This is a genomic window from Allobosea sp. FW305-C-101, from assembly GCF_058783685.1.
In genome coordinates this window covers 404,911-421,379 of the sequence record NZ_JBYSYT010000004.1, presented here as the reverse complement: position 1 = coordinate 421,379, position 16,469 = coordinate 404,911, and the positions used below count along the sequence as shown (strand labels likewise).

Annotated in this window: 16 protein-coding genes; 13 read left to right on the top strand and 3 right to left on the bottom strand. The window is 68.4% G+C overall.

Features of this window, described 5'->3' with window-relative positions:
* Positions 1-155 precede the first annotated feature (155 nt).
* From rsmI to gshB, 3 genes are all read left to right on the top strand, one after another.
* A complete protein-coding gene (gene rsmI, locus AC3WMA_RS19520) occupies positions 156-1,064 on the top strand; it encodes a 16S rRNA (cytidine(1402)-2'-O)-methyltransferase (RefSeq protein WP_492287009.1) in 909 nt (302 codons plus the stop codon).
* A complete protein-coding gene (locus AC3WMA_RS19515; protein ID WP_492287008.1) occupies positions 1,061-1,456 on the top strand; it encodes a YraN family protein in 396 nt (131 codons plus the stop codon). The genes rsmI and AC3WMA_RS19515 overlap by 4 nt, the downstream gene beginning before the upstream one ends.
* 70 nt (positions 1,457-1,526) lie before the next feature.
* Positions 1,527-2,471 (top strand): glutathione synthase, encoded by a 945-nt coding sequence (gene gshB, locus AC3WMA_RS19510; RefSeq protein ID WP_492287007.1) that lies wholly within the window; start codon positions 1,527-1,529, stop codon positions 2,469-2,471.
* Positions 2,472-2,531: 60 nt separating this feature from the next.
* On the opposite strand, the gene AC3WMA_RS19505 is transcribed toward gshB, so the two are convergent.
* Together AC3WMA_RS19505 and AC3WMA_RS19500 are read right to left on the bottom strand one after the other, a co-directional pair.
* Entirely contained in the window at positions 2,532-4,247 is a 1,716-nt protein-coding gene (locus AC3WMA_RS19505; RefSeq protein ID WP_492287006.1) for a hypothetical protein, read from the bottom strand.
* Between the two features lie 49 nt (positions 4,248-4,296).
* Positions 4,297-5,088 (bottom strand): HesA/MoeB/ThiF family protein, encoded by a 792-nt coding sequence (locus AC3WMA_RS19500; protein ID WP_492287005.1) that lies wholly within the window; start codon positions 5,086-5,088, stop codon positions 4,297-4,299.
* A 171-nt stretch (positions 5,089-5,259) separates the two neighbouring features.
* Between AC3WMA_RS19500 and AC3WMA_RS19495 the strand changes: the two genes are divergently transcribed.
* The 10 genes from AC3WMA_RS19495 to AC3WMA_RS19450 all read left to right on the top strand — a co-directional run bounded on the left by AC3WMA_RS19495 (position 5,260) and on the right by AC3WMA_RS19450 (position 15,633).
* A complete protein-coding gene (locus tag AC3WMA_RS19495; RefSeq protein ID WP_492287004.1) occupies positions 5,260-6,264 on the top strand; it encodes a BMP family lipoprotein in 1,005 nt (334 codons plus the stop codon).
* A gap of 16 nt (positions 6,265-6,280) precedes the next feature.
* Positions 6,281-7,810 carry an ABC transporter ATP-binding protein gene (locus AC3WMA_RS19490; RefSeq protein ID WP_492287003.1) on the top strand — a complete coding sequence of 510 codons (1,530 nt, stop codon included), beginning with the start codon at positions 6,281-6,283 and terminating at the stop codon, positions 7,808-7,810.
* Entirely contained in the window at positions 7,807-8,910 is a 1,104-nt protein-coding gene (locus AC3WMA_RS19485; RefSeq protein WP_492287002.1) for an ABC transporter permease, read from the top strand. Before AC3WMA_RS19490 ends, AC3WMA_RS19485 begins: the two co-directional genes overlap by 4 nt.
* On the top strand, positions 8,910-9,884 hold the full coding sequence (locus AC3WMA_RS19480; protein WP_492287001.1) for an ABC transporter permease: 975 nt from the start codon (positions 8,910-8,912) through the stop codon (positions 9,882-9,884). Before AC3WMA_RS19485 ends, AC3WMA_RS19480 begins: the two co-directional genes overlap by 1 nt.
* A 1-nt stretch (position 9,885) precedes the next feature.
* The gene (locus tag AC3WMA_RS19475) at positions 9,886-10,296 is read left to right on the top strand and encodes a cytidine deaminase (protein WP_492287000.1); all 411 of its coding nucleotides are present in this window, start codon (positions 9,886-9,888) and stop codon (positions 10,294-10,296) included.
* Between the two features lie 36 nt (positions 10,297-10,332).
* Complete coding sequence (locus tag AC3WMA_RS19470; protein WP_492286999.1) at positions 10,333-11,142, top strand: purine-nucleoside phosphorylase; 810 nt, start codon at positions 10,333-10,335, stop codon at positions 11,140-11,142.
* Between the two features lie 2 nt (positions 11,143-11,144).
* On the top strand, positions 11,145-11,906 hold the full coding sequence (gene deoC / locus AC3WMA_RS19465; RefSeq protein ID WP_492286998.1) for a deoxyribose-phosphate aldolase: 762 nt from the start codon (positions 11,145-11,147) through the stop codon (positions 11,904-11,906).
* Positions 11,906-13,231: a thymidine phosphorylase gene (gene deoA, locus AC3WMA_RS19460; protein WP_492286997.1), complete on the top strand. Its 1,326-nt coding sequence runs from the start codon at positions 11,906-11,908 to the stop codon at positions 13,229-13,231. Before deoC ends, deoA begins: the two co-directional genes overlap by 1 nt.
* Positions 13,228-14,172: a 2-hydroxyacid dehydrogenase gene (locus AC3WMA_RS19455; RefSeq protein WP_492286996.1), complete on the top strand. Its 945-nt coding sequence runs from the start codon at positions 13,228-13,230 to the stop codon at positions 14,170-14,172. Before deoA ends, AC3WMA_RS19455 begins: the two co-directional genes overlap by 4 nt.
* Positions 14,173-14,271: 99 nt before the next feature.
* Positions 14,272-15,633: an esterase-like activity of phytase family protein gene (locus AC3WMA_RS19450; RefSeq protein ID WP_492286995.1), complete on the top strand. Its 1,362-nt coding sequence runs from the start codon at positions 14,272-14,274 to the stop codon at positions 15,631-15,633.
* A 16-nt stretch (positions 15,634-15,649) separates the two neighbouring features.
* On the opposite strand, the gene AC3WMA_RS19445 is transcribed toward AC3WMA_RS19450, so the two are convergent.
* Positions 15,650-16,468: an ATP-binding cassette domain-containing protein gene (locus tag AC3WMA_RS19445; RefSeq protein ID WP_492286994.1), complete on the bottom strand. Its 819-nt coding sequence runs from the start codon at positions 16,466-16,468 to the stop codon at positions 15,650-15,652.
* Position 16,469 lies beyond the last annotated feature (1 nt).

Here is a 16,469-nt window from a genome sequence, read left to right as displayed (position 1 = left end):
AAACGCGGCCCGGCGATAGGTCCTGCGGAACAGTTCTACCCCCGGACCTCTCGTGCCAGTGCGGAAGCCTATTTTCAAGTTGTTAACTATAGGTTGCAGGCGTCGGTACGCGCCTTGCCATGGCGCGGGCGCGGCCGCTGTGGCAGCGTGATCGGATGTCGACCGATGCCGCCGCCCGCCCTCCCAGCTACACCGCCTTCGGCCTGAAGGCTGAGGCCGAGCCTCTGGCGCCGGGCCTGCACATCGTCGCGACGCCGATCGGCAACCTCCGCGACATCTCTTTCAGGGCGCTGGCGACGCTCGCCGCCGCCGATGCGATCCTGGCCGAGGACACCCGGACGTCGAAGACGCTGCTGGCGCATTACGGCATCTCGACGCCGCTCCTGCCCTATCACGAGCATAATGCCGCGCAGATGCGGCCCAAGGTGCTGGCGAAGCTGCGTGAGGGCGGCAAGCTCGCCCTGATCTCGGATGCCGGTACGCCGCTCGTTTCCGATCCCGGCTACAAGCTCGTCGCCGAATTGGTGGTGGAAGGCCTGCCTGTTACCGGCATCCCCGGTCCCTCCGCCGTGCTGGCGGCGCTCGTGCTCGCCGGCTTGCCGACCGATCGCTTCTTCTTCGAGGGCTTCCTGCCGCCGAAATCGGGCGGGCGTCGCACCCGCCTGACCGAACTCGCTGCGATTCCCGGCACGCTGGTCTTCTTCGAATCGCCTCGTCGCCTCGCCGAGATGCTGACGGACGCCGCCGCTGTGCTCGGCCCGCGGCCGGGCGCCGTCGCCCGCGAACTCACCAAGTTCTACGAGACGGTCCGGCGCGGCACGCTTCCCGAGCTCGCCGCCCATTACGACAGCGAGGAGGAGGCGCGCGGCGAGATCGTCGTGATCATCGGACCGCCCGGCGCGACCGATCTCGTTCCCACCGACGAGGCGATCGACGAGCGCCTGCGCGCCGCGCTGACGAAGGTCTCGCTGAAGGAGGCCGTAGCGCAGGTCGCCGCCGAAACCGGCCAGCCGCGCCGCAAGGTCTATGCCCGCGCCCTCGAACTCACCCGCGACGATCCGTGAGCAGAGCCGGCGCCGATCCGGGTGGGCGCAGCCATAAGGCGCGTCGCTCCGGCCTGACCGGGCGCCGCGCCGAATGGCTCGCCATCCTCTGGCTGACGGCGAAAGGCTATCGCCTGCTGGAGCGGCGCTTCGGCGGCAAGGGCGGCGAGATCGATCTCGTGATGAAGCGCGGCCGCACTATTGCGTTTGTCGAGGTCAAGGCGCGGGGCCGGCTCGACGACGCCATGATCGCGATCACCGCGGAAAAGCAGCGCCTCGTCGAGCGGCGCATCCGGCACTGGCTTTCGCGCAATGCCTGGGCCGGCGAGCATTATCTGCGCGCCGATGCGGTGTTCCTGGCGCCCTGGCGCCGGCCGCGCCATGTGCCCGCCGCCTTCGCGCTTGTCCTGTGATGCAGGGCGCCCCACTTGCAGGAACCCCGCCCGCGGCCCGATAAGAACGGCCTGCAACAGGAAGCCTGTCATGAGCCTCAACGTCGCCATCCAGATGGACCCGATCGAGCGCATCCGGATCGCCGGGGATACCGGCTTCGCGCTGATGCTGGAAGCGCAGGCGCGCGGCCACTCGCTCTACACCTACACGCCCGACAAGCTCTCGATGCGCGACGGCAAGGTCACCGCGCCGATGCGCCCGGTGAAGGTGCGCGATGTCGATGGCGATTATTTCACCGCCGGCGCCGAGGAGAAGGTCGATCTCTCCACGCTCGACGTCGTGCTGCTGCGGCAGGACCCGCCTTTCGACATGGCCTATGTCACCACGACCCATATGCTGGAGCGCATCCACCCGAAGACGCTGGTGGTCAACGACCCGACCTCGGTGCGCAATGCGCCGGAGAAGATTCTCGTCACGCATTTCCCGGAATTGATGCCGCCGACGCTGATCACCCGCGACAAGGCGGAGATCGAGGCCTTCCGCGACGAGCATGGCGAGATCGTCATGAAGCCGCTTTACGGCCATGGCGGCGCGACCGTCTTCAAGACCGGCAAGGGCGACCCGAATTTCGGCTCGCTCTTCGACCTGTTCAGCAATCTCTTCCGCGAGCCCTGGGTGGTGCAGGGCTTCATCAAGGAGGTCACCGAGGGCGACAAGCGCATCATCCTGATCGACGGTAAGGCGGCGGGCGCCGTCAATCGCGTCCCGGCGGTGGGTGATCTCCGCGCCAACATGGTGCGCGGCGGCGCGGCGCGCCCGACCGACCTGTCGAAGCAGGAACTCGCGATCTGCGAGGCGATCGGCCCGACCTTGCGCGAGCGCGGCCTGCTGCTGGTCGGCATCGACGTGATCCATGGCAAGCTCACCGAGATCAACGTCACCGCGCCGACCGGCGTGCGCGCCATCAAGAAGCTCGGCGGCCCAGATCTGGCGGCGCAGCTCTTCGAGGTGATCGAGGCGAAGCGCGGGCGCTAGAGCATTTTCAAGCGAAGTGGGTACCGGTTCGCGTGAAGAAAATGCGATAAGGCAGAGACTCTAACCCGCTTTCACATAGCCCTTCCAGCAGCGCCCGAGCGCGATCTCCCGCCGGCCCGTCAGGACCGGCGCGTAGATCTTGCGCAGGGCCTCGTTCGCGACCGTGACCGGACAGAGCGGATAGAGCACGAGGTCCGCTTCGCGGGCGAGCGTGATCTCCGTGTCGTCCGGCTTCGGCACGGCGCGGAACGGGTCGGCGCCGATGGCGATGCCGCGCGGCGCGCTGCGGCCCATCACGAACGGAAACGGATTGACGAAATTGAGGCTCATGATCGTCTCGAAGCGGCGCCCGCTCGCCTGCTCATGCGCCAGGATGGCCGAGACGCCCTCGTCGACTGCCAGCAGCCAGGACGCCTGGAAGTCGAGCTCCGAATAGAGCTGCGGATTCGGCAGCATCTCGCGGGCGGTGAACTCCCGGAATGTATCGGGATGGGTGGTGTAGATGTCGAGCATCGCGCTCGCGCGGTTCATGACGTTGGCATGCTGCGAGACCAGACCGAGCCGGCCGAGATGCTGGTTCGGCAGGGCGGTATAGCCCGCCTGTGCCATCAGGGCGCGTGCCCCGCGCTGGAGCACGGTCTCGGCGGGCGGAATCGCGGTGGCCGCGACGAGGCCGCAGACCACGAGCGCGCCGCGCCGGCCGCTGCCGAGCCAGCGCGACAGGATCATCAGCAGAACCGGCCAGATGAAGATGAAGGCTTGCCCGCCGGTGTTCTGGGTCTCGAAGAACAACCCGGCGGCGAGGACGATCGCGAGCCATGCGGCCTCGCGGTCGAGCAGCCGGGCGCAGTTGGTCGTGGACGGCCGGTGGCGCAGCGCAAAGGCAGCCTCCGCGATGTCGCGCCGGTCCAGCCAGAGCAGCGCGAGGCCGAGCGCCGTTCCGGCACCGACGATGTCGAGATGCAGCGAGGCGGCCTGGACGAAGCGCGGCAGGATGCCGCCGGCATTGATCGCGATCAGCGCGAGGATGCTGTCGAGATAAGCGCTGACGAGCCCGGTCGCGAGTTCGAGTCCGATCAGGCCGAGCCCGGTGATGGCGGCGATCAGGAGGCTTTGGCGCCAGCCGATCCGCCCGGCCGCGAGCGCGAAGGCCGTGACCAGGCCGCCGGCAAGGAAGCCGGTGATCTTGATCAGGAACAGCGCGGAAAGCGTCCAGCCGATGACGGCGCCGAGCGCGGGGCCGCGCAGGAAGACCAGACCTGAAACCAGCACGTAAAGCACGATGCTGACATGCCGGTTGTAGATGCCGAACCCGTCCGTGCCGGGGAAGAAGGAGTAATGCTCGACATTGACCGGCAGGATCTGGAAGGCGAGATAGGGCAGGAGCAGCGCCAGCGCCTTGGCGCGCGATTGCCGGCTGACGGTGCGCAGGATCACGGCCATGGCCGGGGCCGTCACGGCGAACAGGCACCATTGCGCCAGCAGCAGCGGATGCGCACGCGGAAACAGCGCATCGAACCCGGCGAAGAGCCAGTAGCCGAGCGGCCCGACCGGGGCGATGAAATCGATCAGCGGGACCTGTCCGTCGCCGATCCGGTTGGCGGCGTCGAGATAGAGGACGAGGTCCCAGTACATCGGCCCGAGCGGCAATGTCAGGGGCAGCGTCAGCAGCAGCGCGCAGGCGAGGATGGCGATGCCGAGCAAGGCGAGGGGCAAATTGGGAAGCCAGGTCGCTCGCGTCGAAACGCGTGTCCCGATGGTGCTGCCGGCCTGCATGGCGCCCTTCCCCGTCCCTGTTGGCGGGGGATTGGCTAGCAGGAATCGGTTAAGATCGGCCTTCGGCTACGCCCGTGCCGTTGAGCGGATTGGCCTCGTCCCAGCCATAGCGCAGCGTCTCGAAGCGCATCGCCAGCGAATCGAGCAGCAGGAGCTTGCCGACGAGCGGTTCGCCGAAGCCGGTGATGGCACGCACCACCTCCAGCGCCATCAGCGAACCGACCACGCCGGGCAGGGCGCCGAGCACGCCGGCCTCCGCGCAGGTCGGGATCGCGCCGGGCGGCGGCGCTTCCGGGAAGAGGCAGCGCCAGGTCGGGTTCGGCTTTCCGTCAGGCCCAGCCTCATGGGCGCGGATCGTGGTGAGCGAGCCGTCGAAACGGCCGAGCGCGCCCATCACCACCGGCTTGTGCTCGTGGAAGCAGGCGTCGGAGACGGCATAGCGCGTCGCGAAATTGTCGGAGCCTTCCGCGACCACGTCGTAGAAGGCGATCATCGCGCGGGCATTATGCGGGTCGATGCGGGTGACATGTTCCTCGACCACGACATTCGGGTTGAGGTTGCGCACGAAGCGGGCAGCGGCCACAGCCTTGTGCGCGCCGATATCCTCGGTGGCGAAGATGGTCTGGCGCTGCAGGTTCGAGAGCGAGACGATGTCGTCGTCGACGATGCCGATCTTGCCGACACCGGCTGCGGCCAGATACTGGATCAAGGGCGCGCCGAGCCCGCCGGCGCCGACGACCAGCACCCGCGCGTTCTTCAGCCGCTGCTGGCCCGGCCCGCCGATCTCCGGCAGGACGATATGGCGCGCATAGCGCTCGATCTCGTCATCGTTCAGCATCATGGGCGACAGCCTAAGGCCGCTGGCGGGCGTTCGGCAATCGTCGCGCCGGTCTTGCCGGCCCTTTGCGCGGGACATGACCTTTCGCCAGCTTGGCCGCGCGCTCCTGCCATGCCATCGTGCCGCCATCGAGGGCCGGACAACGGCGCCCGGCTGCAAAAGGGGATCGGTTCGATGCGTTTGGGTTCTTTCGCGGCGGCGCTCGCCGGCGTTGCGCTTTCCAGTGTGGCCGCTCTGGCGCAGCCGCAGACGATCAAGCCCGCGATCGTCTATGACAAGGGCGGCAAGTTCGACAAATCCTTCAACGAGGGCGTCTTCATCGGCGCAGAGAAGTTCAAGAAGGAGACCAATGTCGACTTCCGCGATTTCGAGCCGACCAACGACGCCCAGATCGAGCAGGCCCTGCGCCGCTTCGCCCGTGACGGCCATTCGCCGATCATCGCTGTCGGCTTCTCGCAGGCGACGGCCCTGCAGAAGGTCGCGGCCGAGTTTCCCAACCTGAAGTTCACGATCATCGACATGGTCGTCGAATTGCCGAACGTGCAGTCGGTCGTCTTCAAGGAGCATGAGGGCTCCTATCTCGTCGGTCTGCTCGCGGCGCTGGCCTCGAAATCCGGCAAGGTCGGCTTCGTCGGCGGCATGGATATCCCGCTGATCCGCAAATTTGCCTGCGGCTATGTCCAGGGCGTCAAGGCCGGCAAGCCCGCAGCCGAAATCTTCCAGAACATGACCGGCTCGACGCCGGCCGCCTGGAATGACCCGGTCAAGGGCGGCGAGCTCGCCAAGTCGCAGATCGATCGTGGCGCGGACGTGGTCTATCACGCCGCCGGCGGCACCGGCATCGGTGTGCTCCGCGCCGTGGCGGATGCCGGCAAGCTCGGCATCGGCGTCGATTCCAACCAGAACGCCCTGCATCCCGGCAAGGTGCTGACCTCGATGCTGAAGCGCGTCGACGTCGCCGCCTACAATTCCTTCAAGGCAGCACAGGACGGCTCCTGGAAGCCGGGCGTCTCCGTGCTCGGCCTGAAGGAAGAGGGCATCGACTGGGCACTGGACGATGCCAACAAGGCCCTGATCACGCCAGAGATGAAGGCCGCCGCCGACACGGCCAAGGCCGATATCATCGCCGGCACGGTCAAGGTCCATGACTACATGTCCGACCAGAAATGCACGATGTGAGGCGCGGACCGCTCCCTTGAGTTCTGCGCCCGCCATCGAGCTGATCGGCATCTCCAAGCGCTTCGGTCCGGTCGCCGCCAACAGGGACGTGTCCCTCTCGGTCGCGGCCGGCTCGATCCACGGCATCGTCGGCGAGAACGGCGCCGGCAAGTCGACGCTGATGTCGATCCTCTACGGCTTCTACGAGGCCGATGCCGGCGAGATCAGGATCGCGGGCGAGCCGCGCCGCATCCGCTCCTCGGCCGATGCGATCGCGGCCGGGATCGGCATGGTCCACCAGCATTTCATGCTGGTGGAGACGCTGAGCGTCGTCGAGAATGTCGTGCTCGGCGCCGAGGGCGGGGCGCTGCTCAAGGGCGGCGTCAACAAGGCGCGCGCGGCGCTCGCAAAACTTTCGCAGGATTACGGCCTCGCGATCGATCCCGATGCCATCGTCGGCGAGCTCTCCGTCGGCCTGCAGCAGCGCGTCGAGATCCTGAAGGCGCTCTATCGCGGCGCCGAGATCCTGATCCTCGACGAGCCGACGGCGGTGCTGACCCCGGCCGAGGCCGATCAGCTCTTCGCCCTGCTCCGGGCGCTGAAGGCGCAGGGCAAGACGGTGATCCTGATCACCCACAAGCTGCGCGAGATCATGGATGTGACCGACCGCGTCTCGGTGATGCGCCGCGGCGAGATGGTCGCCCATGTCGTCACCGCCGAAACCTCGCCGCCGGCTCTGGCCGAGGCGATGGTCGGCCGGCGCGTGCTGCTGCGCGTCGAGAAGGAGCCACGTGAGCGTGGCGCGCCGGTGCTGGAGGCGGTCGGCCTCTCCTGTCGTGACGGGCGCGGCACCGAGACCCTGAAGGACGTCAATCTCACGCTCCATGCCGGCGAGATCGTCGGCATCGCCGGGGTCGCCGGCAATGGCCAGAGCGAGTTGCTGGAGGTGCTGGCCGGCCTGATCCAGCCGAGCCGCGGCGTGATCCGACTGGGCGGGCAGATTCTTGCCGCCGCCGATCGCCATCCGGCGCGAATGCGCGATCTCGGCCTGATGCATATTCCCGAAGACCGCCACCGCAGTGGCCTCGTCACCGCCTTCTCCGCCGCCGAGAACGCCATTCTCGGCTACCAGCACGATCCCGCCTTCGGCTCCGGCCCGTTGCTTTCGCCCGCTCGCATCGAGGCCCATGCCCGCGATGCCTTCGCGGCCTATGACGTGCGCCCGCCCGATCCGGCGCTGAAGACGGCGAAATTCTCCGGCGGCAACCAGCAGAAGATCGTGCTCGCCCGCGAGATCGAGCGCGGCCCCAAGGTCCTGCTCGTCGGCCAGCCGACACGCGGCGTCGATATCGGCGCGATCGAGTTCATCCATCGCCGGCTGGTGGCTTTGCGCGATCAGGGCGTGGCGATCCTGCTCGTCTCGGTCGAACTTGAGGAGGTGATGGCGCTGTCCGACCGGATCATCGCCATGTGCGGCGGCCGGATCACCGGCGAGCGCGTCGCGGAAGCGGCCGACGAACGCGATCTCGGCCTGCTGATGGCTGGCGTAACGGACGAGGCCGCATGAGCGCCGCTCCCGTCGAACTCCCGCGCTGGGCCGATATCGCGCTGGTGCCGCTGGTCTCGGTGATCGCGGCGCTGCTCGTCGCCGGGCTCGTCGTCGTCGGCATCGGCGAGAACCCGCTGGAGGCGACGGCCTTGCTGCTGCGCGGCGCGCTCGGCAGCACCGAGGGTATCGGCTTCACGCTCTACTACGCCACGAATTTCATCTTCACCGGGCTCGCGGTCGCCGTCGCCTTCCATGCCGGCCTGTTCAATATCGGCGGCGAAGGACAGGCGACGGTCGCCGGCATCGCCATGGCGATCGCCTGCCTTGCGCTGCCCACGCTGCCCGGTTTCCTTGCAGCGCCCTTCGCGATTCTTGGGGCGGCAGCGGGCGGCGCGCTCTGGGCCTTCATTCCCGGCTGGTTGCAGGCGAAGCGCGGCAGCCATGTCGTCATCACCACGATCATGCTGAACTTCGTTGCCGCGACGCTGATCGTCTATCTGCTGCGCGAGGTCATCGGGAAGCCCGGCTCGATGCAGCCGGAGACGCCGGATTTCCCGGCCGGCGCCATCCTGACGCCGATGCATCAATTGCTCGCGCCGTTCGGCCTGAAACTGCCCTCGACGCCGCTGAACAGCGCCTTCTTCCTCGCCTTGATGGCGCTCGTCGCGGTCTGGCTGCTGATCTGGCGAACGCGATTGGGCTACGCGATCCGCACCGTCGGCGCCAATCCGCGCGCCGCCGCCTATGCCGGCATTTCACCCGCCGCCGTCACCATGATCGCGATGGCGATTTCGGGTGCGCTCGCCGGCGGGCTCGCGGTCAACGAGGCGCTCGGCGTCCAGCACCGGCTGGTGCTCGATTTCACCGCCGGCTACGGCTTCGTCGGCATCGCCGTCGCTCTGATGGGCCGCGGCCACCCGGCCGGTGTTGGCCTCGCCGCGCTGCTCTTCGGCGTGCTCTACCAGGGTGGGGCCGAGCTGTCCTTCGACAAGCCGGCCATCACCCGCGACATGGTCGTGGTCATCGGCGGCGTGCTCGTGCTCTTCGCCGGAGCGCTGGACGGGCTGTTCCGCCGGCTGGTGGCGGGCGTGCTTGGCATAGGTCGGGGAGCGGCCTGATGGACCTGCTCCAGCTCATCGCCGTCGTCCTCGATTCGACGATCCGGCTGTCGATCCCGCTGATCTGCGCGGCGATGGCGGGCTTGTGGTCGGAGCGGGCCGGCGTCGTCGATATCGGCCTTGAGGGCAAGATGCTGATCGCTGCCTTCGCTTCGGCAGTCGCAGCCTTCGTCACCGGCTCGGCCTGGATCGGTCTCGGCGCCGGCATCCTGGCCGCTTTGGCGTTGGCGCTGGTCCACGGTTTCGCCGCCATCACCTGGCGCGGCAACCAGATCGTTTCCGGCGTCGCCATCAACATGCTGGCGGCGGGGCTCACCGTCATCCTCGGCAATGCCTGGTACGCGCAGGGCGGGCGCACGCCCTCGCTTGAAGGCCCGGCCCGCTTCGGCGAGATCACCTTGCCCTTCGCCCGCTGGGCCCGCGAGCACGTGCCCGGCCTCGGCCTGATCTATGACGAGGTCGTCTCCGGCCACGGCGCGCCGGCCTATCTCGCCCTGCTCTGCGTGCTTGTCACCGCCTTCGTCCTGAAGCGCACCCGCTTCGGCCTGCGCATCCGCGCCGTCGGCGAGAACCCGGCGGCCGTCGACACGGCCGGCATCTCCGTTGCCGGCCTGCGCTACGGCGCCGTCGCGATCTGCGGCGTGCTCTGCGGCATCGGCGGCACCTATCTCGCCGTGGCGCAATCGGCCGGGTTCCTGCCGCACATGACGGCGGGGCGCGGCTTCATCGCGCTCGCGGCGGTGATCTTCGCCAATTGGCGGCCCTGGCCCGCGCTCGGCGCCTGCCTGCTCTTCGGGCTGCTCGATGCGGTCGCGATCCGGCTTCAGGGCGTCACGCTGCCCGGCATCGGCCTCGTGCCGGTGGAAGCGATCCAGGCCTTGCCCTATCTGATGACCATTGTCCTGCTCGCCGGCTTCATCGGCAAGGCGACGCCGCCCAAGGCCTCCGGCCTGCCCTATGTCAAGGAACGCTGATGTGCCGGCCGAACCTGATTTCGAGGCCCTGTTCGCTGCCGCTGCCGCTATCCAGCCGCGCGCCTATGCGCCCTATTCGCGCTTCAAGGTCGGCGCCGCGCTTCTGGCCGATGATGGCGCGGTCCATGCCGGCTGCAATGTCGAGAATGCCGCCTATCCCGTCGGCTCCTGCGCCGAGGCCGGGGCGATCGCGGCGATGATCGCGGCTGGCGGGAAGGCGATCCGTGCCGTGCTTGTCTTCGGCGAGGGCGCCGAGCTGGTCACGCCCTGCGGCGCCTGCCGCCAGCGCATCCGCGAATTCGCTGCGCCGGAGACGCCGGTCGCGATCGCCGGGCCCGAGGGCATCCGCGCGCGCTTCACCCTGGAGGAGCTGTTGCCAGCCTCCTTCGGACCGGCCAATTTGCCGCGTTGATGTGGGGCTGCTTCGGCGGCTGGGAGGGAGTGTGCGATGGCGGCTGATCCGGCCTTCGACAAGGTGGCGTCGATCCTGGCGGAACGCGGCGTCGATGCGATCGATTGCGCGATCGTGCTCGGTACAGGCCTCGGCGCCGTCGCCGAGGAGATCGAGAATGCCGTGCGCATTCCCTATGCCGATCTGCCGGGTTTCCCGCGCGGCGAGGTTTCCGGCCACGCCCGCCAGCTCTGCTATGGCACGCTGCATGGCCGCAAGGTGCTGATCTACGAAGGCCGCGCCCACTACTACGAGGGCGGCGATTCCGCGGTGATGCGCGTGCCCCTCGGCGTGCTCACCGCCTTCGGCTCGCCGCCGCTGATCCTCACCAATGCGGCGGGCTCGCTCTCGGCGGAGATGCGCCCGGGCAGCCTTGCCCTGATCACCGACCATATCAACCTGAACGGCCCCAACCCGCTCGTCGGCGACAAGGGCGATGGCCGCTTCGTGCCGATGGTCGATGCCTATGACCCGCATCTGCGCGGCCGCTTCAAGCGCGCGGCCCAGCGGGCGGCGATCCCGCTCGGCGAGGGCGTTTACATGTGGTTCACCGGGCCGAGCTTCGAGACGCCGGCCGAGATCCGCATGGCGAAAATCCTGGGCGCCGATCTCGTGGGCATGTCGACCGTGCCGGAGGTGATCCTGGCGCGTCGCCACGGCCTGCGCGTCGCCGGCCTGTCCATCGTCACCAATATGGGCGCAGGGCTCCATGGCGGCACGCCGCACCATACCGAGACGCGCGATGTCGCGGGCCTCGCGGCGGGCGCGCTCAAGCGCCTGATGCGCGCCTTCCTGTCGGAGCTGTGACCATGTCCGATGCCGATCTCGCCCGGCGCGCGCTTGCGCTGCTCGACCTCACCGATCTCGCCGACGACGCCACGGAAGAAGGCGCCCGCGACCTCTGCCGACGCGCCGTCTCCGGCCCCGTGCCGGTCGCGGCGGTCTGCCTGTGGCCGCGCTTCGTCGCGACGGCGCGGGCCGAACTCGGCGACGGCCCGGTCCGCATCGCGACGGTCGTCAACTTTCCCGATGGCGACACGCCGATCGCTCCGGCGATGCGCGAGACGGAAGAGGCGCTTGCCGCCGGCGCCGACGAGATCGATCTCGTCCTGCCCTGGCGGGCCGTTCTCGCCGGCCATACCACAGCGGCGGCGGCGATGGTCCGCAACGTCAAGATGCTCTGCGACGAGCGGCGCCTGAAGGTCATCCTGGAGACCGGCGAATACCCCAATCTCGACAAGGTCAGGACGACGGCAGAGCTTGCCATCGCGGCCGGCGCCGATTTCATCAAGACCTCGACCGGCAAGACCGCGAATTCTGCCAGCATTCCGGCCGCCCGCGTGATGCTCAGCGTCATCGCGGAGACGGGTCGCCCCGTCGGATTGAAGCCGTCGGGCGGCATCCGGACGCTGGCCGATGCCAAGGGCTATCTCGACCTTGCCGACGCGATCATGGGGCCCGATTGGGTCTCGCCGACGAGTTTCCGCTTCGGCGCCAGTGGCCTTTATGGCGCGCTCGTCACCGCTATTGATGGCGCCGCGCCCGATGCCGCGCCGCGTGGGAGCTATTGATGCGCCTGACCCAGGAGATCATCGCCGCCAAGCGCGACGGTGCGGAGCTGTCCGAGGCCGATATCCGCCAGCTCATCGCCGGCTTGCCTGACGGCTCGGTCAGCGAGGGCCAGGCCGCTGCCTTCGCGATGGCGGTCTATTTCAACGGCATGAACGAGCGCGAGCGCGTGGCGCTGACGCTGGCCATGCGCGATTCCGGCACGGTGCTGCGCTGGGACGACCTGCCCGGCCCGGCGCTCGACAAGCATTCCACCGGCGGCGTCGGCGACACGGTCAGCCTGCCCTTGGCGGCGGCGGTCGCAGCCTGCGGCGGCCATGTCCCGATGATTTCCGGCCGTGGCCTCGGCCATACCGGCGGCACGCTCGACAAGCTCGATGCGGTGCCAGGCTACGTCACCCAGCCCGGCATCGCTCTCTTCCGCAAGGTGGTCCGCGAGGCCGGCTGCGCCATCATCGGCCAGACCGCCGATCTCGCTCCGGCCGACAAGCGCCTCTATGCCATCCGCGACGTCACCGCGACGGTGGAGTCGCTGCCGCTGATCACGGCCTCGATCCTGTCGAAGAAGCTCGCGGCCGGCCTGCACGGCCTCGCCATGGACGTGAAGTTCGGCTCCGGCGCCTTCCTGCCGGATTACGGCAAGGCGCAGGCTTTGGCGCAGGCGCTGGTCGGCGTCGCCAACGGTGCGGGCATGCCGACCACGGCCCTGCTGACCGACATGAGCGAGCCGCTCGCCTCGGCCGCCGGCAATGCGCTCGAGGTCGCCTATGCGCTCGATCACCTGACCGGACGACGCCGCGAGCCGCGCTTCCACGAGGTCACGGTCGGGCTCGCTGCCGAGATGCTGCTGCTCGGCAAGCTCGCCCCGGATCTCGACGCAGCCCGCGCCAAGATCGAGGAGGCTTTCGCCTCCGGTGCCGCGGCCGAACGCTTCGCCCGCATGATCGTGGCGCTCGGTGGCCCGGCCGATCTGCTGGAAGCGCCGCAGAAGCATCTTGCCGCCGCTCCGGTCGTGAGGCCGGTCCATCCCGAAGCGGCCGGCCCGGTCGCTTCGGTCGATACCCGCGCCGTCGGGCTCGCCGTCGTCGCGCTCGGCGGCGGCCGCGTGCGCCCGCAGGACCCGATCGACCATGCCGTCGGCATCGTCTCTCTGGCCGGGATCGGCGATGTCGTCGGGCCTGACCGGCCGCTCGGCATCGTCCATGCCCGCAATGAGGCCGGTTACCAAGCGGCCAGCGAGCGCTTGCGCAAGGCTTACCGGATCGGGGAGGGTGCGGCGCGCGGCCCGCTGGTCGCGGAACGGGTTACGGAGAGGGTTACGGGATGAGTCTGCTTCTGGCCATGACGGGCTGGCATGTCGAGGATTGGCGCGCGCGTTTCCAGGCGCTGCTGCCGGATATGCCGATCGTCGTCCTCGGCGAACCCTTCGACCGTCGCGCCGTCCACTATGTCGCGAGCTGGAAGCACCCGCCCGGCAGCCTGACCGGCCTGCCCAATCTCGCCGCGATCTTCTCGCTCGGGGCCGGCGTTGATTTCCTCTTCGCCGATGACAAATTGCCGGCCGCGCCGATCGCGCGCATCGTCGATCCCGACCTGACGACGCGGATGAGCGAATATATCGTCCTGCACTGCCTGAGCTATCTGCGCCAGCAGCGCCGCTATGACAGCCAGCAGCGCGAAAAATCCTGGGACGACGACCGCAACCAGCCGGCCGCGCGCTCGGTCCGCGTCGGTATCATGGGGCTGGGCGAGCTCGGCCAGGATGCCGCCCGCAAGCTCGCGGTGATGGGCTTCGACGTCGCCGGCTGGAGCCGCTCACCCAAGACCATCGAAGGTCTCCAGACCTTCTCCGGCGAGGACGGCATGAAGGCCTTCCTCGGCCGTACCGATATCCTCGTCAGCCTCCTGCCCCTGACCCCGGACACGCGCGGCATCATCAATGCCGAGTTGCTTGCCGGCCTTGTGCAGGGCGGGCGCCTCGGCGGGCCGTTCCTGATCAATGCCGGGCGCGGCGGCCTGCAGGTCGCGGACGATATCCTCGCCGCGCTTGATGCCGGCACGCTCAAGGGCGCGACGCTCGACGTCTTCGAGGTCGAGCCCCTGCCGGCCGATTCACGGCTCTGGAGCCATCCGGGCGTGACGGTGACGCCGCATAACTCGGCGATGTCGGAGCCGGAGGCGATCGCCACGGCGGTTGCCCAGCAGATAGGGCGGCTGGAAGCGGGCGAGCCGCTGCTCAACGTGGTCGATCCCGCACGAGGGTATTGAGCCTAGCCGGCGGGCTGTCACGGAACGGTCGCGGCGCTGTCGTCGCGGCGCAATCCGGCCGGGCGAAGCGAAGGCTTCGCCTCATCCCGGAGCCATTCCATGCGCCTGCCGCTCATCGCCGCCCTGTTGCTGTCCTCGACCATGCTCGCCGGAGCCGAGGCGCCTCAAAAGGAATTCCCCGCGAAGCTCGTCGGCCATGCCCTGCTGCCGGCGAACACCATCATCCCGGCGCCGGCCGATGCGCCGGCCGATCTCAAGGTCTCCGGCAAGTTCGTGACGCCGGGCAAGCGCGTCGAGGCGGTCGGCACCGTCATGGGCACCTCGGGCGGGCGTCCGACCGGGCTCTCCACCCCCTTCGCCGGCCAGCCCGTGCAGGGCTTCTCCGGCATCCGCTCGCTGGGGAATGGCGAGTTCCTCGTGCTGACCGATAACGGCTTCGGCGCCAAGGCGAATTCGCCCGACGCGATGCTGTTCTTCCATCGCCTCAAGGCCGATTTCGGCAAGGGCGCGGTCGAGCGTCTCTCGACCACCTTCCTGCACGATCCCGACAAGAAGGTGCCGTTCCGCATCGTCCAGGAAGGCACGGAAAAGCGCTACCTGACCGGTGCGGATTTCGATCCCGAATCGATTCAGCCGATCGGCGGCAAGTTCTGGATCGGCGAGGAATTCGGCCCCTATCTCATCCGCGTCGACGCCAGCGGCAAGGTCGAGGCCGTGTTCGAGACGCAGGTCGACGGCAAGCCGGCCCGCTCGCCGGACCACTACGCCATCACCACGCCCGGCGCGCCCGATGCGCCGATGCCGGCCTTCAACGTGCGCCGCTCCAAGGGCTATGAGGGCATGGCGCAGTCGCCGGACGGTCGCTTCCTCTATCCGCTGCTCGAAGGCCCGCTCTGGAATGCCGAGACCAAGGGCAACGAGGAGGTCGACGGCAAGGAAGTGCTGCGCATCCTCGAATTCGACGTTGCCGGCGAAAAATGGACCGGCCGTTCCTGGCTCTACCCGCTGGAGCAGAAGGGCAACGCCATCGGCGATTTCAACATGATCGATGCCACGACCGCGCTGATCATCGAGCGCGATAACGGCGAGGGCACCGCCGACAAGGCCTGCGCCGCCGGCCAGAAGGGCCCCGACTGCTTCCACGACCTCGCCAAGTTCAAGCGCATCGTGAAGATCGAGATGACCGAGGCCAATGTCGGCAAGCCCGTCCGCAAGGTCGGCTTCATCGACCTCCTGAAGATCGCCGACCCCGACGGCAAGGCGAAGCAGGGCGCCATCGACGGCGTGCTGCCCTTCCCGTTCTTCACCATCGAGAATGTCGACGTCGTCGATCGCGCGGCCGGCATCATCGTCGTCGGCAACGACAACAACCTGCCCTTCTCCTCCTCGCGCGACCCGAAGAAGGCCGACGACAACGAACTGGTGCTCCTGTCGGTGAAGGACCTGCTCGACGCGAAGTGAGGCGCGGCGCCCGCTTCTATCCCCGCAAAGCCCCCGGCCCCGCCACCGCGGCCGGCGGGCATTTGCCCGAGATGATCATGCCCAGCACCTCGTCCTGCGTGACGTCGGCGGTGCGGGCCGTGCCGACGACCTTGCCGTTCTTCATCACCGTGACCCGGTCGGCGAGGTCGAAGACATCGTGCAGGTCGTGGCTGATCAGGAAGATGCCGATGCCCTGCTTCTTGAGCTGCAGGATCAGCTCGGCGACCTGCTTGGTCTCCGCCGGGCCGAGTGCCGCCGTCGGCTCGTCCATGATCAGCACGCGGGCGTTGAAATAGATCGCCCGCGCGATCGCGACCGATTGGCGCTGGCCGCCGGAGAGCGCCTTCACCGGCTCCTTGAAGCGGCGGAAATGCGGGTTGAGCCGGCCCATCACCTTGCGGGTCTCGGCCTCCATCGTCGCATCGTCGAGCGTGCCCCAGCCGGTCAGGAGTTCGCGGCCGAGGAAGATATTGGCGGCGGCGTCGACATTGTCTGCCAGAGCGAGCGTCTGGTAGATCGTCTCGATGCCGTGGCGCTTGGCGTCGCGCGGGCTTGAGACCGCGACCTCCTCGCCATCGACCCGGATCGTGCCGGCATCGGCCTTGTAGGCGCCGGACAGGATCTTGATCAGCGTCGACTTGCCGGCGCCGTTATGGCCGAGCAGGCCGACCACCTCGCCCGGCATCAGGTCGACGCTGGCGCCATCGACCGCCTTGATGCCGCCGAAGGCGATCGAGATGTCGCGCATCTCGATCAATGGCGTGCCCTGGCCGGGGTGGGTTACGGCAATGTCTGCCGGCTCCGCGATGCTCATG